Raw genomic sequence first — 24,650 nt, 5'->3', positions numbered from 1 at the left:
GGGGATACTATGCGCCGTCTTGCGGCCATCCTGATGCTTACGCTGTTGAGCGCCTGCTCGACCGTGGACGATCTATCGCCGCTGGCGCCGTCATCGCAGACGATCGCCCTGCGCGCGCCCCGTTTCGAAGATTCCAAGCCGCATGAATGGGACAGCGGCGCGCCGTGGAATTATGCGGTCCACGGCACCGACGTCTCAAAATACCAGACCTCTGTCGACTGGCCGACGGCCAAGGCCAGCGGCATCTCCTTCGCCTTCATCAAGGCGACCGAGGGCGGCGATCGCTTCGACGATTATTTCAACGAGCACTGGGCACGCACCAAGGCCGTCGGAATCCCGCGCGCGGCCTATCATTTCTTCTATTTCTGCACCCCGGCCGCCACCCAGGCGCGCTGGTTCATCGCCAATGTTCCGAAAGATCCGTCGGCGATGCCGCCGGTGCTCGACATGGAATGGAACCCGAAGTCGCCGACCTGCCGACTGCGCCCTGATCCCGCGACGGTGCGCAGCGAGATGACCACCTTTCTCGAGATCGTCGAGCGCCATTATGGCAAGAAGCCGATCATCTATACGTCGCTCGACTTCTTCGATGACAATAACCTGGCGACGTTCCGCGGCTATCCTTACTGGCTGCGCTCGGTCGCCGGCCATCCGCGCCAGAAGTATGGCAGCCATCCTTTCACCTTTTGGCAGTACACCGGAACCGGCATCGTGCCCGGCATGACCGGCAAGTCCGACATCAATGTTTTCAACGGCTCGGAAGCCGCCTGGAACAAGTGGCTGCGGCAGAACACCCGTTGACATCGGCCCCCTTGCCTGCTTTCGACATGGCGGGCGGTGATAGTTGCAACCGCTGGCGATGCGGAGCGGCGCACCCCACCGGGGTGCCGCACGGCGCTCCTGAATTTTGAAATCTACGCATGATGCGTCCGCACCCGGCCGTGATCATGCCCCGGTCTCGTAAGGGAAGCGATGCGATTGCGCGTTGAAATCCTGGCGGCGCTGCTGGTCGGCGCTTTCGCTTGGCCTGCGGCGGCGCAGGAATGCGGCGGCGATTTCGAAGCGTGGAAACAGGGCGTGGCCGCGGAAGCCAAGGCAGCCGGCGTCGGCGCCGTTGGCCTGGAGGCGCTGGAAAATGCCGCGATCGACGAGAAGGTGCTGTCGCGCGACCGCGCTCAAGGGGTGTTCGCCCAGACCTTCACCCAATTCTCGAACCGCATGATCTCGGCCTATCGCCTGAAGCAGGGCGCGGCCAACCTCAAGAAATATGCCGACGTCTTCGCGCGCGCCGACAAGGAATTCGGCGTGCAGCCGGCCGTCATCACAGCGTTCTGGGGACTGGAGACGGATTTCGGCGCCGTACAGGGCGATTTCCACACGCTGGACGCGCTGGTCACCCTCGCGCACGACTGCCGCCGCCCTCAGTTGTTCCGGCCGCAATTGGTGCCGTTGCTGACCTTGATCGACCGCGGCGTGCTGCCGGCCGATGTCAAGGGCGCCTGGGCCGGCGAGATCGGCCAGACGCAGATTCTGCCGACCGACTATCTCGCCCGCGGCGTTGACGGCGACGGCGACGGCAAGGTCGATCTCCGGAACAGCGTGGCGGACGTGATCATGACCACGGCCGACAAAATCCTGTCGCGCGGCTGGAAGCGCGACCAGCCCTGGGTCGAGGAGGTGCGTGTTCCCGACGACATGCCCTGGGACCAGACCGGCCGCACCAACAAGCTGCCGCTGTCGCAATGGGCCCAATGGGGCGTGACCAATCCGGACGGCACGCCGCTCGTCGACAACGGCCTGAAGGCCGGGCTCGCCTTGCCCATGGGTCGCAAGGGTCCAGCCTTCCTGACCTACGACAATTTCGACGTTTATCTGGAATGGAACCAGTCCTTCACTTACGCGCTCACCGCTGCGGTGCTGGCGACCCGTCTGGCCGGGGCGCCGCAATTCGACCCGCGCACGCCCGAGCCCGGCCTCAACGGTGACCAGATGAAGGCCCTGCAGACCAAGCTTGAGGCCAAGGGCTACGATGTCGGCACGGTCGACGGTATCCTCGGCACGAATACCCGCGAAGCGATCCGCAAGGAGCAGATGCGCCTGGGCATGGCCGTGGACGGTTGGCCGACGCCGGAATTGCTGGCGAAATTGTAGCGCCCTGTCCTTCTCCCACAAGGGGAGAAGGGGGAGCTCAATCCGCCATCGTCTCCAGGCTTGCGAAACCTTGCGGCGCGTCGCCCTCGTCGAACGGCGTCGTCACCTCCACGAACGTGTCGGGATAGAACCCGTTGAATCGCGTCCTCAATGACAGCGAGTAGGCGCCGATATGGCCGATCTCGATCCAGTCGCCGGTGTCGACCGTTTCCGGCAGCCAGAACGGCCTCGACAATATGTCGACGGAATCGCACGTTGCGCCGCAAACCTTGAACGGCACGACCGTCTTGTCGCTGCCATTGCGCGTGCGGATCGCCGGATCGGGAATGAAGCGCGCCGGCAGCGTGATCTTGCCGGTCCATGAATCCGAGAGCGACGCCCAGATGCCGTCATTGATGTAGAGCCTTTTGCCCTTGCGCAAGAGCACGCGCACGATCAGCGACAGGCAGCGCGCCACGATCACGCGGCCGGGTTCGGCGACCAGCGGCATCTCGTCGAACTGGTATTCCTTGAGGTCGCCGGCCAGCCGCGACATGAGCTGGCCGAGTGACGGCATCTCGATGTGCTTGCGGTTGGGATCGTGGCCGTACTCGGCCGGAAAGCCGCCGCCCACGTCGAGCCCGGCAATGTCGAAGGTCAGCCGGTTGCGCACCCAGTCCGCAGAGGCCAGCGCGCGCTCGTAGGTGTCGGGGTCCTCGATCTGGCTGCCGACATGGAAGCACAGCCCGACCTTGTAGCCGGTACGGTTGAGCCGCTCGGCAAGCTCCACCGCATTGGCGGGACCGGCGCCGAATTTCTTCGACAGCTCATAGGCCGCGTGGCCTTTGGTCTGGATGCGCACGAAGACGGTGAGAGCGCCGGGATCGATGTCGAGCGCACGCACCACGCGCGTCAGCTTGGTGATCTCGTCCTCATGATCGAGCGAAATCACGCGGATGCCGTATTTCTCCAGCGCCAGCTTGATGTCCGACTGCGCCTTGATCGGATGCATGTAGAGCATTTCGGACTCGGGCGAGACGGCCCGCACGGCGGCGAACTCGCCGGGCGAGGCGACGTCGAAGGCGCTCACGCCGGCCTCGACCAGCGTCTTCAGCACGATCTGCTCGCCATTGGTCTTGACCGCATAGGCGGTCTTGCCCGGGAACATGCCCATGAACTGCAAAGCATCGGCCTTAAGCACCTGCGGGCGGAAGCAATAGACCGGATCGTCCGGACGAAGCGCCAGTGCCGCCTCGCGGGCATTTTCGAATCGCTGCATGGACGAATCCTTGATCTCGGCGCGCACAACTAATCCTAGCTAGCCGCCAAAGAAAACAGTTCTGTGTCTCGCCTTCGCCTGCGAGCGGCCGCACCCCTTTTTTGCGTCACGCTAAACCATTGTGCAGGTTTCGGGTGGCCCTTGCCACCGAACCGTATATCGGTTGGAGCTGGTTCGGCGGATTGAGGGAGCGATCGGCATGGGAGGGGTGACGACATGACGATGGCGGCTGGCGCCGCGCCGACACCCGGACCGATGACGCTCAGGGATTGGGCGCAGCTCCTGCTGCTCGGCGCGATCTGGGGCGGCTCCTTCTTCTTTGCCCGCATTGCCGTGGCGGAGATCCATCCTTTGGCGCTGGTGCTGTTTCGCGTCGCCATCGCGGCGGCCGCGCTTCAGCTCTATCTGGCGATCCGCGGCCCGTCCTTCCGTCTCGCCTTTCCCCACGCCGGCCTGTTCTTCCTGCTGGCGTTGGCCAACAATGTCATTCCGTTTTCGCTGATCTTCGCCGGCCAGACCGAGCTCGGCGCCGGTATTGCCTCTGCGCTCAATGCCACGACGCCATTTTGGACGCTGCTCCTCGCCAATGCGCTCACCGCTGACGAAAAACTGTCCTGGAACAAGCTGGCCGGTATCTCGCTCGGCGTTGCAGGAACAGCTGTCATGATCGGTCCTGGTTTGGCTGTCGGTCTCGGCGAGCCGGTCTGGGCCAAGTTCGCGCTGATCGGCGCCTCGGTGTCCTACGCGATTGCCCTGATGATCGCGCGCCGCTTCAAGGGGGTGCCTGCGCCGGTCATCGCCACCGGGCAACTGACCGCATCGACCATCATCATGATCCCCGTCGTGCTGATTGCCTACGGCCCGGCCGGGCTGTTTTCGGTCTCGCCGCCGGTCTGGGCCGCGGTGCTCGGGCTGGCCCTGCTCTCCACAGCCTTTGCCTACATCCTCTATTTCAACCTCGTTGCCTCGGCCGGCGCCACCAACGCCTCGCTGGTCACTTTGATCGTACCGGTGAGTGCCGTGCTGCTCGGATTCCTGTTTCTGGGCGAGCGGCTGCAGCTCTTCGAAATGGGCGGCATGGCGCTGATCGGAGTCGGTCTGATCACCTGACGGGCGCCTGTTCGGCCGATGGTAGCGGTGCCATGCCACGGCTTCGCCATAATTTATTCACAAACCCTTGGTTCGATTTTTGCCGAAGAGTTTCAATGGCTAACGGCAAATTCGAGGTCGCAAATTCCACAATCGCGTCGCAATGCAGCACATTTTCCGCTTGCCTGTGACCCAAATGACTCTAGATTCCGGCCATAGCTCTTAAGAGGAGGCTATGGCATGGGACTGACGAGGCCAATCAACGCATTGATGATTTGTGCTGCGTTTGCATTCATCGGCGCCCTTATCATGGGCGTTCTTCCCTGACCCGCCGAAGCCGGGAAGACCAGCACCGAGGATGAGTCCAACCGATTCGAAAAGGCCGGGTTCCGCCCGGCCTTTTCCGTTTCAATCATTGTTTGGGATGCATGTCGTTTCGCAAAACCGCTGCACACTTCATCAGGCCGCGGCCGAGCCGGCCGCCTCCGCCTCATGCGAGCGGATGCCGATCATGTGGCAGACGGCGAAGACCAGATCGGCACGGTTCATCGTGTAGAAATGGAAATCGCCGACGCCGCGCTCGACCAGATCATGGACCTGCTCTGCCGCGACCGCTGAGGCCACCAGTGCATGCGTTTGCGGATCGTTCTCCAGCCCTTCGAAGCGCTCGGCCAGCCAGGCCGGCACCAGCGCGCCGCAGCGGGAGGAAAAATTGGCGACCTGGGTGAAGTTGTGCACCGGCAGGATGCCCGGCACGATCGGGATGTAGATGCCGGCGCGGCGCGCGCGCTCGACATAGCGCTCGTAGAGGTCGTTGTCGAAGAAGAACTGGGTGATCGCCCGCGTCGCGCCATTGTCGACCTTGCGCTTGAGCATGTCGATGTCGGTGGCGAAGTCCGGGCTTTCCGGATGCTTTTCCGGATAGGCCGAGACCGAGATGTCGAAATCGCCGACGCTCTTCAGCGCCCCGACCAGTTCGGCGCCGTTTGCATAACCATCGGGATGCGGACGATAGGCGGTCCCCACGCCTGCGGCCGGATCGCCGCGCAAGGCGACGAAACGGGTGACGCCAAAGTCGGCGAATTCCTGGATGACGGCGTCGACCTGATGCCGGGCCGCGTCGACGCAGGTCATATGCGCCGCCGGCGTCAGCGTCGTCTCGTTGAGAATGCGCTTCACGGTGCGCGCCGTGCGCTCTCGGGTCGAGCCGCCGGCACCGTAGGTCACCGAGACGAAGCGCGGCTTGAGCGGCTCGAGCCTTGTGACGGTGTCCCAGAGCCTTGCTTCCATCTCATCCGTTTTGGGCGGGAAGAACTCGAACGAAACCCGGACCTTGTCGCCAATATCGGGGCGGCGGGAAAAGCGGAACTGGTTCATCAGGCTGTTTCCCTTGCTGGAAGTGTGTCGTTGGACGGATCGGCGATCAGCAGGCGGCGATCGCGACCCAACCAGAGCTTGACGGTGAGTCTCGCCTCGGCCTGGCCGCGCGGCTCGAATTCCTGGCTCTCTTCGAGGTCAAGTCCTGCCTCCTCGAACCAGTCGGCGATCTGCCGGTCGGAAAAGCCGAGCCGCATATGCGCGTGCTGGTCGCGCAGGAACTCCAGATTGTGAGGCGCGAAATCGACGATCACCAGCCTGCCGGACGGACGCAACAGCCTCGCCGCCTCGCCAATGGCGCGGGCCGGATCGTCGAGATAGTGCAGAACCTGGTGGATGGTGACGAGATCGAAGGCGTTGCGCTCGACGGGCGGCGAAAAGATGTCGCCCTGGCGCACCTGCGCATTGGCGACGCCGGCCTTGTCGAGATTGGCGCGCGCCACCGTCAGCATCTCGCGCGACATGTCGATGCCGACGCCGCGCCGGTAGAGCGGCGCGAAGATCTCCAGCAGCCTGCCCGTGCCGGTGCCGAGGTCGAGCATCGACTGGAACGGCCGTTTGCCGACAAGCTTGAGCAGTGCCGCTTCCACCGCGCGATCCGGCACATGCAGCGAGCGGATGCGATCCCAGCTGGCGGCGTTCTCCGAAAAATACTCCGCGGCCCGGTCCTGCCGCTTGCGCTTGACAGCGGCCAGCCGCTCCAGGTCGCGCACCACCTGCGGGTCGGCCTCGCGCACGCCAGAGACCAGCCGCTGAACGAAATCGCGCGAGCTGTCTGTGTCCGATAGCCTGAAAAAGGCCCAGGACCCTTCCTGGTAGCGGCCGATCAGCCCGGCATCGAGCAGCAGCTTCAGATGCCGTGAGACGCGCGGCTGCGACTGGCCAAGGATTTCGGTGAGGTCGGAGACCGTGAGATCGCCGCGCGACAGCAGCACCAGAATGCGCAGGCGGCTGGATTCGGCAGCCGCCTTCAATGTATCTACCATCGTGTCGAGCGTGACATGCATGAAAGGTTCTCGCTGAAAGATATAAAGATATGTTTATGTCGAATTTGAAAGCCTGGCAAGCGCTATGTCGCTCCCTGACAAGAAAATGGCGCAGCCATGATCCGCGCATTGCAGGCCATGCGTCCGCGGATTGATTGAACGATGTTCGAGAGACGCGAGGACGAGACGCTCTTGGAAAACGACCCGGCCGATCTGCCGCCGGACGGCCATGTCGTCTTCATCGGCCGGATCGCCTCGCCTTGGACGAGCCGCGAGGATTGTCCCAAGAACATGCGCGCCGCCCGCGAGACCGGCCGGACTGCGGCCATCCTGATCGACAAGCCCTACCGCCGGGGGCTGCAGAACCTCGATCGCGCCAGCCACATCGTCATCCTGTCCTGGCTCGATCATGCCCCACGGAATTTGATTGTGCAGAAACCGCGCCATGCGGCTGAACCGAAAGGCGTTTTCTCGCTGCGCTCCCCTGCCCGGCCGAACCCTGTCGGCCTGCACATCGCGAAGCTCGTCGCGCTCGATATCGAGGAAGGCCGGATCGAGATCGACGCCATCGACGTGCTCGACGGCACGCCGGTCGTCGACATCAAGCCCTACTATGCGTCGACCGATGCCTTCCCTGAGGCGGCCATTGCCGGACGCGAGGAGAAATGAGCGCGCCGACCGGCCGCCGCCGCGCGATTGCCAAGGCGCTCACCGCGCTCTTGCCGCTCGCCCCCTATTCCGACATGGAAAAAATCCGCGCCGATGCCGGAGCCGTGCATATGAAGAGCTTGCCGCCGACGATCGCGGTGTGGCTGGCAACCATCGCGCATGTCCGCCACACCCATACCGACTATGACAAACTGCTGGCCGAAGGCTATGACCGCGACTCGGCACGCTTCTTTGTCATCGACGAGACCAATGAGGTGCTGACCCGCTGGCGCGCGACGCGGCTGCTGGAAGAGGATGACGAGGACGAGTAAAGCACAGGCTAGGCTAGACAGCGCCGTTGGCCTGGCTCTTACTTCATTCGAAGCGGGACGCTAGCCTGCCTTTCCACAACGACGAAGAAGGAGCGAAATGAGCCAAGCCGCCCCCGCGCCTGCCGCGCCACTACCCGTTCTGTCAGAGCGTCATCTCGATCCGCATGCCTATCCCAACGGCGTCGCTTACCTCGATGGACAATATCTGCCGATGTCGCAGGCAAAGGTGTCGGTGCTGGACTGGGGCTTTCTGCATTCCGACGCCACTTACGACACGGTCCATGTCTGGGACGGCCGCTTTTTCCGTCTCGATCTGCATCTCGACCGTTTCTTCGGCGGGCTGGAAAAGCTTCGCATGACCATCCCGTTCGACCGCGACGGCGTTGCCGAAATCCTGCACAATTGCGTCGCGCTGTCCGGCCATCGCGCCGCCTATGTCGAGATGCTGTGCACGCGCGGTGCCTCGCCGACCTTCAGCCGCGATCCGCGTCAGGCGATCAACCGGTTCATGGCTTTCGCCGTCCCCTTCGGCTCGGTCGCCAATGCCGAACAGTTGCGAAGCGGCCTCCACGTCGCGATCAGCGACAAGGTCCGTATCCCACCTGCCTCGATCGATCCCTCGATCAAGAACTACCATTGGCTGGACCTGGTGCGCGGGCTCTACGACGCTTATGACCGCGGCGCCGACACCGCGCTGGTCCTCGACTTCAACGGCAACCTCGCCGAAGGTCCAGGCTTCAACGTGTTCTGTGTCAGGGCAGGCAAATTGACCACGCCCGCCGTCGGCGTGCTGCCCGGCATAACGCGCCGCACCGTGTTTGACCTGTGCGCCGAGGCGCGACTGTCCGCGGTTGCCGCGGATGTCAGCGTGGCCGCGCTCAAGTCAGCCGACGAAGTCTTCATCACCTCGACGGCCGGCGGCATCATGCCCGTCACGATGATCGACGGTGCTCCGGTTGCCGATGGCAAGGTCGGGGCGATCACTGAGCGTCTGATGCGCCTCTACTGGCAAAAGCACGAGGATCCGGCTTGGTCGAGCGCGGTGCGCTACGGATGACGACCAAAGCCACTCCAACAGTTCACTCAGAGCGAGACTTGAACCGGCGATATCCAAAGCCGAAGCCCGATCACGCGCGATAGATCCACTGCTCCGGCACCCGCACCGAAATCTCTTCGCCGGTCCTGATGATGCCGGGTTTTTCGACCCAGGCGACCAGACCGCGCAGCCTCTTCGCCGTCTTCGGAAACAGCAAGGCCGTCGCGTCGCGATCCGCCGCGTTGACATGTTCGGCGATCGATTGCCCGGCGACCCGGCAGGGCTTGTTCTGGCCGTCGATCTTGATCGTCACGCCGCCCTTGAAGAACAACAGCGACCCCGCCGGCAGCATCGAAAGATGCGGCAGGCCTTCGATCATCAGGTTGGCGCCGATCCATTCCGCCTTGATCTCCTCGAGGCCCATGCGGTGGGCGACGATGGCGAGCTCATTTGCGGCGACGAGCGACAATTGCCGCTCGTTGCGCATTTCGGTGCCGCGCGGGTACCAGGGCTCGCGCCCGCCGGAGCGCCGCGTCGCGCCGGCATGGAAGTCACCCTCGATCCCGTCGAAGCCAAGGCGCAATTCGTCCACTGGCCTTGTCTCGAAATGATCGGACGGCGCGGCATAGAGTGCCGCTGCCAATGCTGTCAGCTTGCGGCCGGCGACGATGTCGGCCGTCGGCTCCGCCGACGGAAAAAGCTCTAGGTTCGTTTCCTGCATAGCGTTGGTCTAGAGACGCTCGGCTACTCGGTCCAGTCGAAAGCGCTGATGATCCGATCACAGCGCTTGATGGCGATCACGACTTTCTTACCTGAAGACGCCGCACGCTTTCACGTTCCGCCGCATTGCCGCCCGCGCCGGCGGCGTAAATGGCGGCGCGAACTTGGGAGGGTTCAGATCATGCAGGTTCAACATGCGATCGCCGCGCTCTGGTTGGCCTGGGTGGTGTCTTGGGTGCTGGCCGCCGCGTGGGCCGATCCAGCGCAAAAGCGCGCGGACTTCAAGGCTGAGGCCCGTTACCGGGTTCTCTGGCTGGCCGGCACCTTTCTGCTGTTCGCGCCGGCGCACGGCTATGTCGGCCGATTGCGGCTGTGGACGCCGACGCTTGCCGAGGGCTGGATCTGCGTCGCCCTGATCGCGATCGGCATCGCTTTCGCCTGGTGGGCGCGCTTGCATCTCGGTCGGCTGTGGTCGGGCACCGTCACCGCCAAAGCCGATCACCGCGTGGTCGACACCGGTCCCTATCGGCTGGTCCGCCACCCGATCTACACCGGCCTGCTGGTGTCGATCCTCGCTACCATGGCAGCCAAGGGCACTGTCTGGGGTGTTGCCGGCACTGCCCTGCTGCTCGTCGGCATCGTCGTCAAGGCCAGGCTGGAAGAGAGCTTCCTGCGCGGCGAGCTCGGCCCCGCATATGACGACTATGCCAGGCGCGTGCCGATGCTTGTGCCGTTCGTCCCCGCCTGAGCCGGTTTACAACATCCTCAGCAGCGCGCCGCCGATGGAATAGCCGGCGCCGAAGGCGCAGAGCAGGCCGAAATCGCCGGCCTTCATGTCCGCATGATTTTCGGAGAGTGCCACGATGGCGCCGGCGCCCGCCGTGTTGCCGAGGCGTTCCAGCACCATCGGCGCGCGGTCGTGGTCGACATCGTGGCCGAAGGCGAGTTTCAGGATCATCGCATTCATGCGCGCATTGGCCTGATGCAGCCAGAAGCGGCGGATGCCTTGCGGCGTCAGACCATGCTCGGCCAGGAACTCGACGATGAACTTGTGGCCCGCGACCGTGACTTCCTTGAACACCTTGTTGCCGACCTGCTTGATCAGATTGCCCTCGAGTTTGATCTGGTAGGGATCGTCCTGGGCAGTGCGGGTGTGGTAGCCGAGATTGGTGCGGATGTTGTTCGACATTTGCGTCCAAGTGCGCGTGTCGAGCACCTCGAAGCGTCCCGGCCGCTTCTCGCCCTGGTCGAGCCCTTCGACGATCATGGCGACCGAGGCGTCGCCGAAGATGAAATGCGTCTGTCGGTCGCGGAAGTTGAGATGGCCGGTGATGATTTCGGGCGTCGACACCAGGATGCGCTTGTGCGCCCCTGCCCTGACAAGGTTGACCGCGATGTGCAGCGCCGCCGCGGCGGAAGAGCAGCCGAGCCCCATGTCGAAGCCGGCGCCCTTGGTGCCCAGGGCCTGCTGCATCTCGATGGCGATCGCCGGATAAGGCCGCTGATGATGCGAGGCCGAGCAGATCACCAGATCGATGTCCGAGCCTTCCACGCCGGCATGGGCGATGGCTTTTTTGGCCGAAGCGATGCCGAACTCCGCCTGCAGCGACAGTACGTCGTCCGGCCGGGCCGGAATGCGCGGCGCCATGCGGGTCGGATCGAGGATGCCTTCGCGTTCGATCACATGGCGGGTCTGCACGCCCGAGGCATGGACGATGAAGTCGCTGTCCGACTTCTGCAGCAGCGTCTCGCCCGTGACGGTGCGGCGCGCATTCTCTGTGTCGACCCAGCTGTTGAAGCTTTCGACCAGCTCTTCATTGGTGATGACAGGCTCGGGGATTTCGGCGCCGATGCCGCTGATGATGACGCGATGCATGTCCAATCCGTCCGAGGCACGGCCTTTGTGCCGGAGCGCGCTACCCTTGTCGCATTTGCCCGGTTTATGCCAGCCTAAATCGCAGTTCCGGCTATCGCGATGAGTTGACCGGAAACGGTCAGGCCCGCTTGGCAATGATGAAGATGCGCGGGAAGCGCAGCAGCACCTTGCCGGTCGCCGTCTTCGGATAGGCCGTTGCGATCTTTGCGGTGTAGCTTTCGAGGAATGTCTTTCTCTCGTCCGCGTCGAGCGGATCGAGGAACGGCTTCAGCCCCGTCGCCTTGACCCATTCGACGATCGCTTCGGCATCGGCCAACGGATGATTGTAGATCGTGTGCCAGATATCCACGCGATCGGCGAGCGGCGACAGAAGATCGTAGTAGAAGGAAACCGCGGGCAGCGGCGCGCGGGCGGCGCTCCTGAGCTTGGCCGAGAACGGCATCTCGGCCGCAGTGTCGCGCATCAACCGATGCGAGGGTTCGCCAAGATTATCGGGCATCTGGATGGCCAAGGCGCCGCCCGGCGCGAGCAGCCCGATCAGCCGCTGGAACACCGCCGGATGCTCCGGCAGCCATTGAAAGACCGCGTTTGCGAAGATCACGTCGACGGGCTGTGCCGGCTGCCAGGCGGAAGCATCGGCTAGCGCGAAATTCACGTTGGGCAGCCGCGCCTTCGCCTTCTCGATCATGTCGGGTGAGGTGTCGAAACCGCTGACCTCCGCATCTGGCCATCGCTCAACCAGCAGCTCCGTCGAGTTGCCCGGACCGCAGCCAATATCGACGACGCGGCGCGGGAAGTCGACCGGGACTTGTGCTGCCAGGTCCCGCGCGGGCCGCGTGCGCTCATCCTCGAACTTCAGATATTGGGCGGCGGACCAGTCAGCCATTTCAGAACCTCATATTTGTTCGCCGCCCATGGACTTTGCTACCGCGTCAGCCGCTTGTGCGTCATGCGGTGCGGGGTTGCCGCTTCCGCGCCCAGGCGGCGCAGCTTGTCCTTCTCATATTCCTCGAAGTTGCCTTCGAACCATTCGACATGCGCGTCGCCCTCGAAGGCGAGCATGTGGGTCGCCATGCGGTCGAGGAACATGCGGTCGTGGCTGATGATCACCGCGCAACCGGCATAGGCTTCGAGCGCATCTTCGAGCGCGCCCAGCGTTTCGGTGTCGAGATCGTTGGTCGGTTCGTCGAGCAGCAGCACATTGCCGCCGCCCTTCAGCATCTTGGCCAGATGCACGCGGTTGCGCTGGCCGCCGGAAAGATTGCCGACCTTCTGCTGCTGGTCGCCGCCGCGGAAGTTGAAGGACGAGCAGTAAGCGCGGCTGTTGACCTCGTGCTTGCCGAGCTTGATGACCTCGGCGCCGCCCGAGATCTCTTCCCAAACCGTCTTGTTCGGGTCGAGCGCGTCGCGGCTCTGGTCGACATAGCCGAGCTTCACAGTCTCGCCCTTGCGGATCGAGCCGGCATCCGGTGTTTCCTGGCCGGTGATCATCTTGAACAACGTCGTCTTGCCGGCGCCGTTCGGGCCGATGACGCCGACGATGCCGCCCGGCGGCAGTTTGAACGACAGGTCCTCGATCAAAAGCTCGTCGGCAAAGCCCTTGTTGAGGCCCTCGACCTCGATGACTACATTGCCGAGGCGCTCGCTCGACGGGATGACGATCTGCGTGTCGGTCGGCTTGCGGTTCTGCGACTGCTCGACCAATTCCTCGTAGGCCTTGATGCGTGCCTTGGACTTGGTCTGGCGCGCCTTCGGCGAGGATTGGATCCATTCGCGCTCGCGCCAGATCGCCTTCTGGCGGGCGTCGTCCTCGCGCCCTTCCTGGATCAGGCGCTTGGCCTTGGCGTCGAGATATTTGGTGTAGTTGCCCTCGTAGGGAATGCCGCGGCCGCGGTCGAGCTCGAGAATCCAGCCGGTGACGTTGTCGAGGAAGTAGCGGTCGTGGGTGATGATCAGCACCGAGCCCGGATAGTCGCGCAGGTGCTTTTCCAGCCACTGCGTGGTCTCGGCGTCGAGATGGTTGGTCGGCTCGTCGAGCAGCAAAAGGTCGGGCTGCTCGAGCAGCAGCCGGCAGAGCGCCACGCGGCGGCGCTCGCCGCCCGAGAGGTTCGTCACCTCGGAATCGGCCGGCGGGCACTGCAGGGCGTCCATCGCCATCTCGACCTGCTGCTCGAGATCCCAAAGGTTCAGCCGGTCCATCTCGTCCTGCAGCTTGGCCGACTCGTCCGCCGTCTCGTCGGAATAGTTCATCATCAGCTCGTTATAGCGCTCGATGATGGCAGTCTTCCTGGCGACGCCGTCCATGACGTTTTCACGCACGGTCTTGCTGTTGTCGAGCTGCGGCTCCTGCGCGAGGTAGCCCACGGTCGCGCCCTCGGCCAGCCACGCCTCGCCCTGAAACTCCTTGTCGAGCCCGGCCATGATGCGCAGGATGGTCGACTTGCCCGAGCCGTTGGGGCCGAGAATGCCGATTTTGGCGTCCGGATAGAAGGACAGGTGGATGTTGTCGAGCACCTTCTTGGTGCCGTAGGCCTTCGACAGGCCTGACATGTGATAGATGAACTGGCGAGCCACGCGCGCTTTCCCTGAAACTGAACTGTCGAATTGGGTGGAGTTGCGCGCTATGTAGGCGATGAAGCGCCGAACGGCAATCGCTTTCGCCGCGTCGTGAACTCTACCGGCCGGCAATCATGCTCGGTTCGGTGGCCGAATCCGGGCGGTGGCACGTCCTATTGGAACCCTATCGCGTCGACCGTGCCCTTCGGGCAGCCCGCCTTGCTCGTCGGCGCCGAGGCGATCAGCAGGCTGGCGAGCTTGCTGTCGGGGCCGATCGGACCGGAGAGGCCGAGCGTCAGCTCGCCGATCAACCGCCTTCCGCTCGACGGATCGACAAGGCAGGAGACGCGCACGCGGTCGCCGGCGCCCTTGCCGAAGGCCTGGTCGAAGGCATTGCGGATCTGCTCCGATGTCAGCTGCTTGCCGATGTTTTTGACAAAGAGATCGCGCACTGGCGAGGCGTTCACCGCGCGCATCAGATTGAGCGCGTCGGAGAAATACTCTTGCTGGCTCTTGCCGTAGCAGGTGCCGTGCTTGATCCATTCATGGCGCTCCAGCTTGGACGCCGTGCCCGGCATCATCTGGTCGAGCTCGGCGCGCGTGTTGGCGTCGAGTTCGACGGGTGGCAAATCTCCCCAATGCGCGGGATTGTCGTTGGCCTTGTCGCCCGCCGACACCTGGCAATAGAAATTGCCGTTCGGCTGCGGCCACAGCCCATGCAGCGTGAAGTGCGAAGCGTCGAATTCGTTGGGATTCTGCGCCTTGCATTCGGGTTTGCTGGCCTTGGTCTCACAGAACGCGGGCTGCCAGCTCAGCGCGAACACATATTCAGGCTTGCCGGAACCGGCTTGCGACGGCTTCATCGGATCGGCCGGCGAGGGCGTGGCGGACGCGCTGCCGCCGATGACATGGCCGCAGTTGATCTTCACCCAGCGTCGCTCCGGATCGGCGCCAGGAACCTGGATGAGATAATGGGTAGGCTCGTCCTTGTTGCCTGCCAGAAGCTGATAGGTCTGTCCCGCTTGGGTAGACACGTTGCCGGAGTTCTTGCCGCTCTTGATGGCTTGCGTTGCCGGACAGGCGCTGTCGGCCACGAAGGTGCCGCTCATCTTCACATCGGCCTGAGCCGCGCCGGCGCCAACCAGGGCCAGAACAACCGAACCCCATACTGCCCAAACCCGCATTCCCGCTCTCCCGGCGATCATCGAACCGTATCGGATTCGCCACATTAGAACAGGCGACGTGTCAGAATTGCGATCTTTGTCGTCGCGCGAAAATAATCCCCAGGAGAGCGATAAGCGCACTCCACATGGCTCGAAAGGATCGCGCTCTCTTGACGCAGCCGAAGCCCTCGCCCATCAGTCGCCAAGGGAGCGAGACATGCCATTCGACAAGCAGACCAGGCTGGCCTCACCGACCGGGGCCGACCTCAACCTCTATGTGAGACATGCGCAAATATCCCCGCGCGCCGTCATCCAGATCAATCACGGCTTGGCCGAGCATGCGGCGCGTTACGCCCGCTTTGCCGACTTCCTCGGCGCGCGCGGCTTCCATGTCTACGCCCATGACCATCGCGGCCATGGCGCGACAAAGGCGCCCGATGCGCCGCTCGGCCGGTTCGCCGATACCTACGGCATCGCCAAAGTGATTGCCGATGTCGGCGCGGTGCATGATCTGATCGCCGTTGAACATCCGGGATTGCCGGTCATCGCTTTTGGACATTCGCTCGGCGCCTCGATCGCGCTGAATTTCGTGCTCCGCCATTCCGATCGCGTCCATGCCGCAGCGATCTGGAACGGCAATTTCTCGCAAGGCCTGCTCGGCCGGCTGGCCCTGGCCATCCTGGGCTGGGAAAGGATGCGGCTGGGCTCCGACGTGCCATCTCGGCTGCTGCCCAAGCTGACCTTCCAGGCCTGGGGCAAGGCCGTGCCCAATCACCGGACCTTGTTCGACTGGCTGTCGCGCGATCCGGTCGAGGTCGACAAATACATCGCCGACCCGCTCTGCGGCTGGGATGCCTCCGTCTCCATGTGGCGCGATGTGGTCAACCTCGCGCTCTACGCCGGCAGGGATTCGAGCTTCGCCGGCGTGCGCCGCGACCTCTTCGTCAATCTGATCGGCGGCGAGAAGGATCCGGCATCGGACCACGGCAAAGCGGTTCACCACCTTGCCCGGCGGATGGACAAAATGGGCTTTTCGAATCTGGTTTCAAAGGTTTACGCCGACACCCGCCACGAAAGCCTGAACGAGGTCAACCGCGACATCATCATGAATGATTTCGCCGCCTGGGCGGATCATACGCTGAAACCCTAGCGGCATTGGCCCATTGCATGGGTCGTGACAGGGGCGACCTCTGTTGGTAGACGCTGCGCTTTCAACCCTTCACGGTGATCCATGGCTGAACCCCCGCTGAAAGGCATCCGCGTCATCGAACTCGCTCGCATCCTGGCAGGCCCCTGGGCCGGGCAGTTGCTCGCCGATCTCGGCGCCGATGTCATCAAGGTCGAGAGCCCGGACGGCGGCGACGACACCCGCAAATGGGGCCCCCCCTTCGTCATGAGCCATGACGGCGAGAACCTTTCGGCGGCTTATTATCATTCCTGCAATCGCGGCAAGCGCTCGATCGCCATCGATTTCTCCAAGCCCGAAGGCGCCGACACGCTCCGCCGCCTCGTCGCCACGGCCGACGTGCTGATCGAGAACTTCAAGCTCGGCGGTCTCAAGAAATACGGGCTCGACTATGAAAGCCTGAAGAGGATCAACGCGCGTCTCGTCTATTGCTCGATCACCGGCTTTGGCCAGGACGGGCCCTACGCGCCCCGCGCGGGTTACGATTTCATCATCCAGGCGATGGCCGGCATGATGTCGATCACCGGCGAGGTCGGCCGCGAGCCGCAGAAGGCGGGCGTCGCCATCTCCGACCTGTTCACTGGGCTTTATTCGGTGATCGCCATCCAGGCGGCGCTCCGCCACGCAGAAAGGACCGGTGAAGGCCAGCATATCGACATGGCGCTCTTCGACAGCCAGATCTCGGCGCTCGGCAACCAGAACCTCAACTATCTGGTCTCCGGCAAGTCGCCCGTGCAGATGGGCAACGCGCATATGAACATCGCGCCTTACGAGGTGCTGCCGGTCAGGGACGGCCATATCATTCTGGCGGTCGGCAATGACGGACAATTCATCAAGTTCTGCGCAGTGGTCGGGCTGACCGAGTTGCCAGCCAATCCGGATTTCGCCGCCAATCCGGCGCGCGTCGCCAATCGCGCCAAGCTGCGCGAACAGATCATCGAGTCGCTGAGCACGTGGGATCGCGATCCGCTGCTGGCGAAGCTCGAGGCGGCCGGCGTGCCGGCAAGCCCGATCAACACGATCGGCCAGATGTTCGCCGACCCGCAGACGATCGCGCGCGGCATGAAGCTCAACCTCGACGACGGCCATGGCAATTTGCTGCCTACGGTACGTGCGCCGATGGTGATGTCCGGCACGCCGCTCGTCTATGAGCGCCCCTCGCCGCGTCTCGGCGAGCACACTGAGGAAATCCTTGCCGAACTGGAGAGATCAGCAAAATGAAGACCGGCGGACAATTGATCGTCGAGGCGCTCGAAGCGAACGGCACCGACCGCATCTTCTGCGTTCCAGGCGAATCCTATCTGGCGGTGCTCGACGCGCTGCATGACTCGCCGATCCGCACCATCGTCTGCCGTCAGGAAGGCGGAGCGGCGATGATGGCCGACTGCCAGGGGCGCCTGACCGGCAAGCCCGGGATATGCTTTGTCACCCGCGGCCCCGGCGCCACCAACGCTTCGGCCGGCATTCATATCGCCATGCAGGATTCGGTGCCGCTGATCCTGTTCATCGGCCAGGTCGCCAGTCACGCCAAGGAGCGCGAGGCTTTTCAGGAGGTCGACTACAAGCGCTTCTTCGGCGACATCGCCAAATGGGTGGTCGAGATCGACGATGCCTCGCGCATCCCGGAATTCGTCACCCGCGCCTTCGCGGTGGCGACGTCGGGCCGACCTGGTCCGGTCGTCATCTCGCTGCCCGAGGACATGCTGACCAGCGAGGTCGAGGCCCCACCGGCGCTGGCTCATACGCCGGTCGAAACAAGCCCCGGTGAAGCCGAACTCGACCGGCTTGAGGCCCTGCTCAATGCCGCCAAACGGCCAATTGCCATCCTGGGCGGCACGCGCTGGGATATTCAGGCGGTTCAGGACGTCACCCGGATCGCCGAGGCGTGGTCACTGCCGGTCGGCTGTTCGTTCCGCCGCCAGATGCTGTTCGACCACTTGCATCCGAACTATGCCGGCGATGTCGGCATCGGCATCAATCCGAAGCTGGCTGCAGCGATCAAGCAGGCAGACCTGGTGCTGCTCATCGGCGGCCGCATGGGCGAGATGCCGTCCTCGGACTATACGCTGTTGAAAAGCCCTTACCCGGACCAGATGCTGGTGCATGTCCACGCCGACGCCGGCGAGCTTGGCCGCGTCTATCGGCCGACCCTGGCGATCAACGCCTCCCCCACCGCCTTCGTGCGGGCATTCGCCAGACGCAAAGTTTCGGCCGCGCCCGGTTGGGCGGCGGAGACGGCAAAGCTGCATGCCGCCTATCTCGAATGGTCGACGCCGCCTCAGACCGGCCCCGGCGCCGTCCAGATGGGGCCGATCATGACCTATCTGGAAAAGGCGCTCCCGGAAGACGCCATCCTCACCAACGGCGCCGGCAACTACGCCACCTGGGTGCATCGCTTCCACCGCTTCCGCCGCTTCGCCACGCAGGCGGCGCCGACTTCCGGCTCGATGGGCTACGGCACGCCGGCCGCGGTCGCGGCCAAGGCCCTGTACCCGGATCGCGAGGTCATCGCGTTTGCCGGCGACGGCTGCTTTCTGATGAACGGGCAGGAGTTCGCGACCGCCGTGCAATACGACCTGCCGATCATCGTGGTCGTCGTCAACAACGGCATCTACGGCACGATCCGCATGCATCAGGAGCGGGAATATCCGAGCCGCGTCGTGGCGACCGACCTCAAGAACCCGGATTTCGCCGCCCTCGCCCGCGCCTATGGCGGCCATGGCGAGACCGTCGAAAAGACCGAAGACTTTGCGCCGGCCTTCGAACGCGCACGCGCCAGCGGCAAACCGGCGATCGTCGAGATCAGGCTCGATCCCGAGGCCATCACGCCGACCCGCACGCTGACACAGATACGCGACAAGTCTTGATCAGGCAGAACGAGGCGGTCGCCCCCCTCGTTGCTGCCTGAGGAAACTCCGCTACATCGATCCGCCGGCTTTCTCGATCTGGCCGCGGATCTCGCCGTCCGGATTCGCCTTGGTGTGGACGTTGACGTAGTACTTGCCGGCCTCGAGGTCGGCCGCCTGCGCGTCGGTCAGCGTCGCCGATCCCTTGATCGGGCTTTTGAGCTTCTTGAATGGGATCACCGGAGGTGCGTTTTCACCCGACGCGGCCGGCCCGTGAATGTGAGCAGCCGTCGCAGGTCCGCTGAGGCCGGAATATTTGACGTTCCAGCTGAGCTTCTTCTTGGCGGTGTCGAAGGTGAATGTGGCGGTTCCCTTGCCTTTGGTGGTGACGGGCGGGCTCTGCTGGCTACCGTCGAGCGTCGCATTGTACTTCACAGTTTCGGCCAAGGCCGGAGATGCGAGCAGCAAAGCAGTCGAGACAGCAAAGGCCGAAAGCATCGGCCATGATTGGATGCGCATTGGAGAACCTCCTTGGCTGGCGCGCATCCGCCCTGCCGCGGCTCCCCCGGCGCGCGGATGCCCCACTGCAACGGTTGGCAGGGCGCTTGTATCCCTGCACACGGATATTTTACCACAGCCAAGCAAAAGGGGCGGTCACCCGCCCCCGTTAAGTCTCGACTTGGCGAGGTCGACCTTACTTGATCGCCTTGTCGGTGATCGCGGTCGTGTAGGCGCCCGACGGCTCCTTGGCGATGATCTTCTGGTCGAGCAGCGCCTTGGCGGTGCGCTCATAGGTGGCCGGATCGAGCTTGCCGTCGGCATTGTCGATCAGCTTGGCGACTTCGCCCATCATGCGCTTCTGATGGTTCTCGTCCTGGCCGCCATTATCCATGACGATCTCGGCCGCCTCATCCGAATTGTCGACCGCGTATTTCCAGCCCTTCATCGAGGCGCGCACGAAGCGCACCATCTTGTCCTCGAAGGCCGGATCCTTGAGCTTGTTCTCCAGCGCGTAGAGGCCGTCCTCGAGCAGGTCGTTGCCCATGGCCGAATAGTTGAAGACGGTGAGCTGCTCCGGCTTGTAGCCGGCGTCGATCAGCTGCCAGTACTCGTTATAGGTCATGACCGAGATGCAGTCCGCCTGCTTCTGGATCAGCGGCTGCACGTCAAAGCTTTGCTTCAGCACGGTGACGCCGTCCTTGCCGCCGTCGGTCTTGAGGCCGAGCTTGTTCATCCAGGCATAGAACGGGTACTCGTTGCCGAAGAACCAGACGCCGAGGGTGTGGCCCTTGAAGTCGGCTTCGGTCTTGATCGGGCCGTCCTTCGGGCAGACCAGCTCCATGCCGGCTTTCTTGAACGGCTGGGCAATGTTGACCAGCGGCACGCCTTTTTCACGGGCGGCCAACGCGCCGCCCATCCAGTCGACGATCACATCGGCGCCGCCGCCGGCGATCACCTGCTCGGGCGCGATATCCGGCCCGCCCGGCTTGATGTCGACGTCGAGCCCTTCGGCCTCGTAGAAGCCCTTGGCCTTGGCGACGTAGTAGCCGGCGAACTGGGCCTGCGTGACCCATTTCAGCTGCAGCGTCACCTTGTCGGCCGCCATCGCTTGGAAAGCGGCCAGCGACATCGCCCCGGCCAGAGCAGAAATTACCAGTCTTTTCATGTTTTTACCCTCTGAAGTTAGCACCCAAACCCACCGCCCCTATCCACCACGGACAGAGGGATGCCAAAACGTGACGGCTCTCTCGACAAGAGCGACCACGCCATAAAAGACCGAACCCGCAAGTGCTGCAACTGCGATTTCGGCCCAGACCATGTCGATGTTCATCCGCCCGACTTCCGTCGAAATGCGGAATCCCATGCCGACCACGGGCGTGCCGAAGAACTCCGCGACGATGGCGCCGATCAGCGCCAGCGTCGAGTTGATCTTCAGCGCATTGAAGATGAACGGCATGGCCGCCGGCAGCCGCAGCTTCAGCAAGGTCGGCCAGTAGCCCGACGCATAGGTGCGCATCAAATCGCGCTCCATGTGGCCGGAGGCGGCAAGCCCCGCGACGGTGTTCACCAGCATCGGGAAGAAGGTCATGATGATGACGACCGCCGCCTTGGACGGCCAGTCGAAGCCGAACCACATCACCATGATCGGCGCGACGCCGATGATCGGCAGCGCCGATACCATGTTGCCGATCGGCAGCAGCCCGCGTCTGAGGAACGGCACACGGTCGGCAAGGATGGCGACGACGAAGCCGGCGAGATTGCCGACGATGTAGCCGATCAGCACTGCCTTGAAGATCGTCTGCCGCACGTCCGATCCCAGGATCGGCAGCGAGTTGGCGATGCGCGCGCCGATGGCGCTCGGCGGCGGCAAAAGGATGAAGGGAATGCCGGCGCCGCGCGTCACCGCTTCCCAGATGATCAGGATCCAGGCGCCGAAGATCGCCGGAATGATCAGCCGCAGCGCCGTTTTGGCCCCACTGGCTGCAGGCCGTAGCGAGGACAACAGCGCGACGCAGCGCCAGGCAAGCAACCAGGCGGCCGCGAGAACCAGAAAGTACGGCGCCAGTGCCGTGCCCTCGAAGCCTCCAATGCCCTTGACCAGAAGCCACGCTGCGACATGTGCGCCGACGAACAAGACAACGGCTTCGAGAAGTGGCGCGAGTCTCACCGTCGAAACCAGCGCCGCGATCAGCAGCAATCCGAGGATGAGACCTTTGGTGCCCATATACGGGTAGGCAACCGTCGCGGCAGGCTCGGCCAGCGCAGCCGCTTCCGGTGTCGACATCGCGTCGAGCGCGAAGGCGACGACGCAAAGAAGGATCGCCAGCACCGCTTGCCAGGATGGTTTCAGCCAGGTCATGCCGGCCTCCCGCCCATGGCGCGGTCGACCAGGCGGCCGGCGATGCCGACCACCATGACCAGAAGCGCGGCAACCACCGAGCCCGCAACCAGCGCCGACCAGATGTCGATCGTCTGGCTGTAATAGGCGCCGGAAAGCAGCTTGGCGCCGATGCCGGCGACAGCACCCGTCGGCAATTCGCCGACGATGGCGCCGACCAGGCTCGCCGCCACCGCCACCTTCATCGACGTGAACAGGAACGGCACCGATGCCGGGACGCGCAGCTTCCAGAAGGTCTGCGAGGCGCTGGCATTATAGGTGTGCATCAGGTCGAGATGCATGAGCTCGGGCGAGCGCAATCCCTTCACCATGCCGACCGCAACCGGGAAGAACGACAGATAGGTCGAGATCAGCGCCTTCGGGATCAGCCCGGTGATGCCGATGGCCGCCAGCACCACGATGATCATCGGCGCCACCGCCAGGATCGGAATGGTCTGCGAGGCGATGATCCACGGCATCAGGCTGCGGTCGAGCGTCGTCACATGCACGATGCCGACGGCGATCACGATGCCGAGCGCCGTGCCGAAAGCAAAGCCGAGCAGCGTCGAGGACAGCGTCACCCAGGCATTGTAGACAAGGCTGCGGTTCGAGGTGATGCCGCGCAGGAAGGTGTTCTCGAAGAAGTTCACCGCCACCTGGTGCGGCGCCGGCAGCGTCGGCTTCGGCTGCGATAATGTCTTGCCGATGAATTCGACCGTGCCGGGGGTTTCGTTGGCTCTGGCGTCGAGATCGCGCTGGAACGGCGCATTGAGGATGACGGCGAAGACATACCAGAGCACCACCACGCCGGCGAGGATTGAGGTGACCGGGATGATCTTGGAACGGAAGGAGTCCATTTAGCAGGCCTTCCCCCGGCGCAACGGCAGCACGCGGCGCTGCGCGTTTTTCGTCATGCTAGAGCAGAGCAAGGAGCGAAGCGACGCGGCGCAGACCCTAGGATCCATGCCGTTATCTCGACGCTCCGCTGTGGCGCAGAATGCGGCTCCCTGCGCCGCGCTCAGCTCGTCGGGTATTCTGAGCCGCTTACGGCCTTCGGTCGACGTCACGGCATGGATCCTAGGGTCTGCGCTCCGCTTCGCGTCGCTCCACCCTAGGATAACGAAATCACGGCGGTCGGCTCCCGCCACGCGCGCGGCTTCGCGCTTGCTCCGCCCCAGGATGTCGAAGCAGCGGGTGTCCGTCCGCTGGCAAGCACCCTCAATCATCATAGCTGTGCCCCGCCCTCAACCCGTCGCGCACGCGCGCGGCGATCGCAAGGAATTCCGGCGTCTCGCGGATGTCGAGCGGCCGCTTCCTGGGCAAGGGAGATTCGATCACGTCGGTGACGCGGCCCGGCCGCGGCGACATCACCACGATGCGGGTCGACAGATAGACCGCCTCGGGGATCGAGTGAGTGACAAAGCAGATCGTCTTGTTGGTCGAATCCCAGAGTTCGAGAAGCTGTTCGTTCAGATGATCGCGCACGATCTCGTCGAGCGCGCCGAACGGCTCGTCCATCAAAAGCAAATCGGCGTCGAAGGCGAGCGCGCGCGCGATCGAGGCGCGCTGCTGCATGCCGCCGGACAGCTGCCAGGGATACTTCTTCTCGAAGCCGGAGAGGTTGACGAGTTCGAGGGTTCGCTTGATGCGTTCCGCCTGCTCGGCCTGGCTGAGGCCAATGATTTCCAGCGGCAGCGCCACATTCCGCTCGATTGTGCGCCAAGGAAACAGCGCCGCCGCCTGGAAGACATAGCCGTAAGCCCGCTTCTCGCGCGCCTGCTCCGGCGAAATCCCATTGACGGAGATCGTTCCCGAGGTCGGCTTCTCCAGATCGGCGATGACGCGCAGCAAGGTTGTCTTGCCGCAGCCGGAGGGGCCGATGAAGGAGACGAACTCACCCTTGCCGATGGTGAGATCGACATTGGACAGCGCCTGCACCGGACCGTCATTGGTCTGGAAGGTGAGGCCGAGCTTGCTTGCCGAAACGACGGCTGGCGACTGTCCGCTCATCGGCAGAAACCTGTCTTTCGCAGCCGCTGCCGCGCCGGCCGGAATCCGGTTGATTTTACGATTGCCTTGCTTTCCACTCGTCTAGTCCCACTTGATCGACGCCCGGAGCCTTGCCGATGTCGCCTAAACCCACATGCCACCTTATTCGCCCTGAAAGCACTTATGAAGGCAAGCAAGGCTTGAGCTATTTCGCCGGTATAGCCGCCGAAACCGTCGGCTCCTCCGGCATTTGTATGCATCTTCTCACCATGCCGCCCGGCGCCCGCGCCAAGGCGCATATGCATGAGAACCACGAGACCGCGATCTATGTGCTCTCCGGCGAGGTCCACACCTGGTATGGCGACCGGCTCGAGCATCACGAAGTCGTCAAGGCCGGCGACCTGTTCTACATTCCGGCGGGCGTGCCGCATCTGCCCGCCAATCTGAGCGGAGCGCCCTCTTCGGCGGTCATCGCCCGCACCGATCCCAACGAGCAGGAAAGCGTGGTCCTGATGCCGGAACTGGATGCGTTGGTTGCCTGAGGTCGACGGGACCGCCG

23 protein-coding genes and 1 pseudogene are annotated in these 24,650 nt (G+C 63.7%); 11 read left to right on the top strand and 13 right to left on the bottom strand.

Going from position 1 to position 24,650, the window contains the following annotated elements; genetic code table 11:
* Positions 1-9: 9 nt before the first annotated feature.
* On the top strand, positions 10-801 hold the full coding sequence (locus CK215_RS21355; RefSeq protein ID WP_095832068.1) for a GH25 family lysozyme: 792 nt from the start codon (positions 10-12) through the stop codon (positions 799-801).
* A gap of 171 nt (positions 802-972) precedes the next feature.
* The gene (locus tag CK215_RS21350) at positions 973-2,151 is read left to right on the top strand and encodes a lytic murein transglycosylase (protein ID WP_066990689.1); all 1,179 of its coding nucleotides are present in this window, start codon (positions 973-975) and stop codon (positions 2,149-2,151) included.
* A gap of 37 nt (positions 2,152-2,188) precedes the next feature.
* On the opposite strand, the gene CK215_RS21345 is transcribed toward CK215_RS21350, so the two are convergent.
* Positions 2,189-3,409, bottom strand: a complete 1,221-nt coding sequence (locus CK215_RS21345) for an alanine racemase (protein ID WP_095783861.1) — start codon at positions 3,407-3,409, stop codon at positions 2,189-2,191.
* A gap of 216 nt (positions 3,410-3,625) precedes the next feature.
* Here CK215_RS21345 and CK215_RS21340 point away from each other — a divergent pair.
* Positions 3,626-4,544: pseudogene (locus CK215_RS21340) on the top strand (DMT family transporter).
* 413 nt (positions 4,545-4,957) lie between these two features.
* On the opposite strand, the gene metF reads toward CK215_RS21340, so the two are convergent.
* Both metF and CK215_RS21330 read right to left on the bottom strand, forming a co-directional pair.
* Positions 4,958-5,875, bottom strand: a complete 918-nt coding sequence (gene metF, locus CK215_RS21335) for a methylenetetrahydrofolate reductase [NAD(P)H] (protein WP_095828949.1) — start codon at positions 5,873-5,875, stop codon at positions 4,958-4,960.
* Entirely contained in the window at positions 5,875-6,882 is a 1,008-nt protein-coding gene (locus tag CK215_RS21330; protein ID WP_067328997.1) for a metalloregulator ArsR/SmtB family transcription factor, read from the bottom strand. The genes metF and CK215_RS21330 overlap by 1 nt, the downstream gene beginning before the upstream one ends.
* A 141-nt stretch (positions 6,883-7,023) precedes the next feature.
* On the opposite strand from CK215_RS21330, the gene tsaA reads away from it, so the two are divergent.
* The 3 genes from tsaA (at position 7,024) to CK215_RS21315 (ending at position 8,898) form a co-directional block, all read left to right on the top strand.
* Positions 7,024-7,530: a tRNA (N6-threonylcarbamoyladenosine(37)-N6)-methyltransferase TrmO gene (gene tsaA / locus CK215_RS21325; RefSeq protein ID WP_066990675.1), complete on the top strand. Its 507-nt coding sequence runs from the start codon at positions 7,024-7,026 to the stop codon at positions 7,528-7,530.
* The gene (locus CK215_RS21320) at positions 7,527-7,841 is read left to right on the top strand and encodes a DUF2293 domain-containing protein (protein ID WP_066990672.1); all 315 of its coding nucleotides are present in this window, start codon (positions 7,527-7,529) and stop codon (positions 7,839-7,841) included. Before tsaA ends, CK215_RS21320 begins: the two co-directional genes overlap by 4 nt.
* Before the next feature lie 97 nt (positions 7,842-7,938).
* Positions 7,939-8,898, top strand: a complete 960-nt coding sequence (locus CK215_RS21315; RefSeq protein ID WP_095832067.1) for an aminotransferase class IV — start codon at positions 7,939-7,941, stop codon at positions 8,896-8,898.
* Positions 8,899-8,968: 70 nt separating this feature from the next.
* On the opposite strand, the gene CK215_RS21310 is transcribed toward CK215_RS21315, so the two are convergent.
* Positions 8,969-9,598 (bottom strand): MOSC domain-containing protein, encoded by a 630-nt coding sequence (locus tag CK215_RS21310; protein ID WP_066990667.1) that lies wholly within the window; start codon positions 9,596-9,598, stop codon positions 8,969-8,971.
* Between the two features lie 180 nt (positions 9,599-9,778).
* Here CK215_RS21310 and CK215_RS21305 point away from each other — a divergent pair, with 180 nt between their 5' ends.
* A complete protein-coding gene (locus CK215_RS21305) occupies positions 9,779-10,345 on the top strand; it encodes an isoprenylcysteine carboxylmethyltransferase family protein (RefSeq protein ID WP_066990664.1) in 567 nt (188 codons plus the stop codon).
* Positions 10,346-10,351: 6 nt separating this feature from the next.
* Here the strand turns inward: CK215_RS21305 and CK215_RS21300 are convergent, their stop codons facing one another.
* The 4 genes from CK215_RS21300 to CK215_RS21285 all read right to left on the bottom strand — a co-directional run bounded on the left by CK215_RS21300 (position 10,352) and on the right by CK215_RS21285 (position 15,213).
* Positions 10,352-11,473 (bottom strand): beta-ketoacyl-ACP synthase III, encoded by a 1,122-nt coding sequence (locus CK215_RS21300; protein WP_095832066.1) that lies wholly within the window; start codon positions 11,471-11,473, stop codon positions 10,352-10,354.
* Between the two features lie 118 nt (positions 11,474-11,591).
* Entirely contained in the window at positions 11,592-12,359 is a 768-nt protein-coding gene (gene tam, locus CK215_RS21295; protein ID WP_095832065.1) for a trans-aconitate 2-methyltransferase, read from the bottom strand.
* Between the two features lie 38 nt (positions 12,360-12,397).
* Positions 12,398-14,047 (bottom strand): energy-dependent translational throttle protein EttA, encoded by a 1,650-nt coding sequence (gene ettA, locus CK215_RS21290; RefSeq protein ID WP_066990654.1) that lies wholly within the window; start codon positions 14,045-14,047, stop codon positions 12,398-12,400.
* A 155-nt stretch (positions 14,048-14,202) separates the two neighbouring features.
* Positions 14,203-15,213 carry a ribonuclease gene (locus CK215_RS21285; RefSeq protein ID WP_066990652.1) on the bottom strand — a complete coding sequence of 337 codons (1,011 nt, stop codon included), beginning with the start codon at positions 15,211-15,213 and terminating at the stop codon, positions 14,203-14,205.
* 196 nt (positions 15,214-15,409) lie between these two features.
* Here CK215_RS21285 and CK215_RS21280 point away from each other — a divergent pair, with 196 nt between their 5' ends.
* The 3 genes from CK215_RS21280 (at position 15,410) to CK215_RS21270 (ending at position 19,245) form a co-directional block, all read left to right on the top strand.
* Positions 15,410-16,342: an alpha/beta hydrolase gene (locus CK215_RS21280; RefSeq protein ID WP_095832064.1), complete on the top strand. Its 933-nt coding sequence runs from the start codon at positions 15,410-15,412 to the stop codon at positions 16,340-16,342.
* Between the two features lie 81 nt (positions 16,343-16,423).
* Entirely contained in the window at positions 16,424-17,599 is a 1,176-nt protein-coding gene (locus tag CK215_RS21275; RefSeq protein ID WP_095832063.1) for a CaiB/BaiF CoA-transferase family protein, read from the top strand.
* Positions 17,596-19,245 (top strand): thiamine pyrophosphate-binding protein, encoded by a 1,650-nt coding sequence (locus CK215_RS21270; protein ID WP_095832062.1) that lies wholly within the window; start codon positions 17,596-17,598, stop codon positions 19,243-19,245. Before CK215_RS21275 ends, CK215_RS21270 begins: the two co-directional genes overlap by 4 nt.
* A 51-nt stretch (positions 19,246-19,296) precedes the next feature.
* On the opposite strand, the gene CK215_RS21265 is transcribed toward CK215_RS21270, so the two are convergent.
* The 5 genes from CK215_RS21265 to CK215_RS21240 all read right to left on the bottom strand — a co-directional run bounded on the left by CK215_RS21265 (position 19,297) and on the right by CK215_RS21240 (position 24,112).
* The gene (locus CK215_RS21265) at positions 19,297-19,743 is read right to left on the bottom strand and encodes a CHRD domain-containing protein (protein ID WP_066990644.1); all 447 of its coding nucleotides are present in this window, start codon (positions 19,741-19,743) and stop codon (positions 19,297-19,299) included.
* Between the two features lie 175 nt (positions 19,744-19,918).
* On the bottom strand, positions 19,919-20,890 hold the full coding sequence (locus tag CK215_RS21260; RefSeq protein ID WP_066990642.1) for an ABC transporter substrate-binding protein: 972 nt from the start codon (positions 20,888-20,890) through the stop codon (positions 19,919-19,921).
* A 39-nt stretch (positions 20,891-20,929) separates the two neighbouring features.
* The gene (locus CK215_RS21255; RefSeq protein ID WP_095832061.1) at positions 20,930-22,084 is read right to left on the bottom strand and encodes an ABC transporter permease; all 1,155 of its coding nucleotides are present in this window, start codon (positions 22,082-22,084) and stop codon (positions 20,930-20,932) included.
* Positions 22,081-22,959, bottom strand: a complete 879-nt coding sequence (locus tag CK215_RS21250) for an ABC transporter permease (protein WP_095832060.1) — start codon at positions 22,957-22,959, stop codon at positions 22,081-22,083. The genes CK215_RS21255 and CK215_RS21250 overlap by 4 nt, the downstream gene beginning before the upstream one ends.
* Before the next feature lie 361 nt (positions 22,960-23,320).
* Positions 23,321-24,112, bottom strand: coding sequence for an ABC transporter ATP-binding protein (locus tag CK215_RS21240; RefSeq protein WP_095832058.1), 792 nt, complete (start codon positions 24,110-24,112; stop codon positions 23,321-23,323).
* Positions 24,113-24,222: 110 nt separating this feature from the next.
* Here CK215_RS21240 and CK215_RS21235 point away from each other — a divergent pair, with 110 nt between their 5' ends.
* Positions 24,223-24,633, top strand: coding sequence for a cupin domain-containing protein (locus CK215_RS21235; RefSeq protein ID WP_170950346.1), 411 nt, complete (start codon positions 24,223-24,225; stop codon positions 24,631-24,633).
* Positions 24,634-24,650 lie beyond the last annotated feature (17 nt).

It is taken from the genome of Mesorhizobium sp. WSM3864 (assembly GCF_002294955.1).
In the GTDB taxonomy this organism is placed as follows: Bacteria; Pseudomonadota; Alphaproteobacteria; order Rhizobiales; family Rhizobiaceae; genus Mesorhizobium.
The sequence above is the reverse complement of the archived record's forward strand: the minus strand, read 5'-3'. Positions and strand labels throughout refer to the sequence as shown.

What these genes read in the sequence shown, in the direction of transcription:
- CK215_RS21355 (WP_095832068.1), top strand. Translation starts at nt 10, where the DNA reads ATGCGCCGTCTTGCGGCCATCCTGATGCTTACGCTGTTGAGCGCCTGC.
- CK215_RS21350 (WP_066990689.1), top strand. Translation starts at nt 973, where the DNA reads ATGCGATTGCGCGTTGAAATCCTGGCGGCGCTGCTGGTCGGCGCTTTC.
- CK215_RS21345 (WP_095783861.1), bottom strand. Translation starts at nt 3,409, where the DNA reads ATGCAGCGATTCGAAAATGCCCGCGAGGCGGCACTGGCGCTTCGTCCG.
- metF (WP_095828949.1), bottom strand. Translation starts at nt 5,875, where the DNA reads ATGAACCAGTTCCGCTTTTCCCGCCGCCCCGATATTGGCGACAAGGTC.
- CK215_RS21330 (WP_067328997.1), bottom strand. Translation starts at nt 6,882, where the DNA reads ATGCATGTCACGCTCGACACGATGGTAGATACATTGAAGGCGGCTGCC.
- tsaA (WP_066990675.1), top strand. Translation starts at nt 7,024, where the DNA reads ATGTTCGAGAGACGCGAGGACGAGACGCTCTTGGAAAACGACCCGGCC.
- CK215_RS21320 (WP_066990672.1), top strand. Translation starts at nt 7,527, where the DNA reads ATGAGCGCGCCGACCGGCCGCCGCCGCGCGATTGCCAAGGCGCTCACC.
- CK215_RS21315 (WP_095832067.1), top strand. Translation starts at nt 7,939, where the DNA reads ATGAGCCAAGCCGCCCCCGCGCCTGCCGCGCCACTACCCGTTCTGTCA.
- CK215_RS21310 (WP_066990667.1), bottom strand. Translation starts at nt 9,598, where the DNA reads ATGCAGGAAACGAACCTAGAGCTTTTTCCGTCGGCGGAGCCGACGGCC.
- CK215_RS21305 (WP_066990664.1), top strand. Translation starts at nt 9,779, where the DNA reads ATGCAGGTTCAACATGCGATCGCCGCGCTCTGGTTGGCCTGGGTGGTG.
- CK215_RS21300 (WP_095832066.1), bottom strand. Translation starts at nt 11,473, where the DNA reads ATGCATCGCGTCATCATCAGCGGCATCGGCGCCGAAATCCCCGAGCCT.
- tam (WP_095832065.1), bottom strand. Translation starts at nt 12,359, where the DNA reads ATGGCTGACTGGTCCGCCGCCCAATATCTGAAGTTCGAGGATGAGCGC.
- CK215_RS21285 (WP_066990652.1), bottom strand. Translation starts at nt 15,213, where the DNA reads ATGCGGGTTTGGGCAGTATGGGGTTCGGTTGTTCTGGCCCTGGTTGGC.
- CK215_RS21280 (WP_095832064.1), top strand. Translation starts at nt 15,410, where the DNA reads ATGCCATTCGACAAGCAGACCAGGCTGGCCTCACCGACCGGGGCCGAC.
- CK215_RS21275 (WP_095832063.1), top strand. Translation starts at nt 16,424, where the DNA reads ATGGCTGAACCCCCGCTGAAAGGCATCCGCGTCATCGAACTCGCTCGC.
- CK215_RS21270 (WP_095832062.1), top strand. Translation starts at nt 17,596, where the DNA reads ATGAAGACCGGCGGACAATTGATCGTCGAGGCGCTCGAAGCGAACGGC.
- CK215_RS21265 (WP_066990644.1), bottom strand. Translation starts at nt 19,743, where the DNA reads ATGCGCATCCAATCATGGCCGATGCTTTCGGCCTTTGCTGTCTCGACT.
- CK215_RS21260 (WP_066990642.1), bottom strand. Translation starts at nt 20,890, where the DNA reads ATGAAAAGACTGGTAATTTCTGCTCTGGCCGGGGCGATGTCGCTGGCC.
- CK215_RS21255 (WP_095832061.1), bottom strand. Translation starts at nt 22,084, where the DNA reads ATGACCTGGCTGAAACCATCCTGGCAAGCGGTGCTGGCGATCCTTCTT.
- CK215_RS21250 (WP_095832060.1), bottom strand. Translation starts at nt 22,959, where the DNA reads ATGGACTCCTTCCGTTCCAAGATCATCCCGGTCACCTCAATCCTCGCC.
- CK215_RS21240 (WP_095832058.1), bottom strand. Translation starts at nt 24,112, where the DNA reads ATGAGCGGACAGTCGCCAGCCGTCGTTTCGGCAAGCAAGCTCGGCCTC.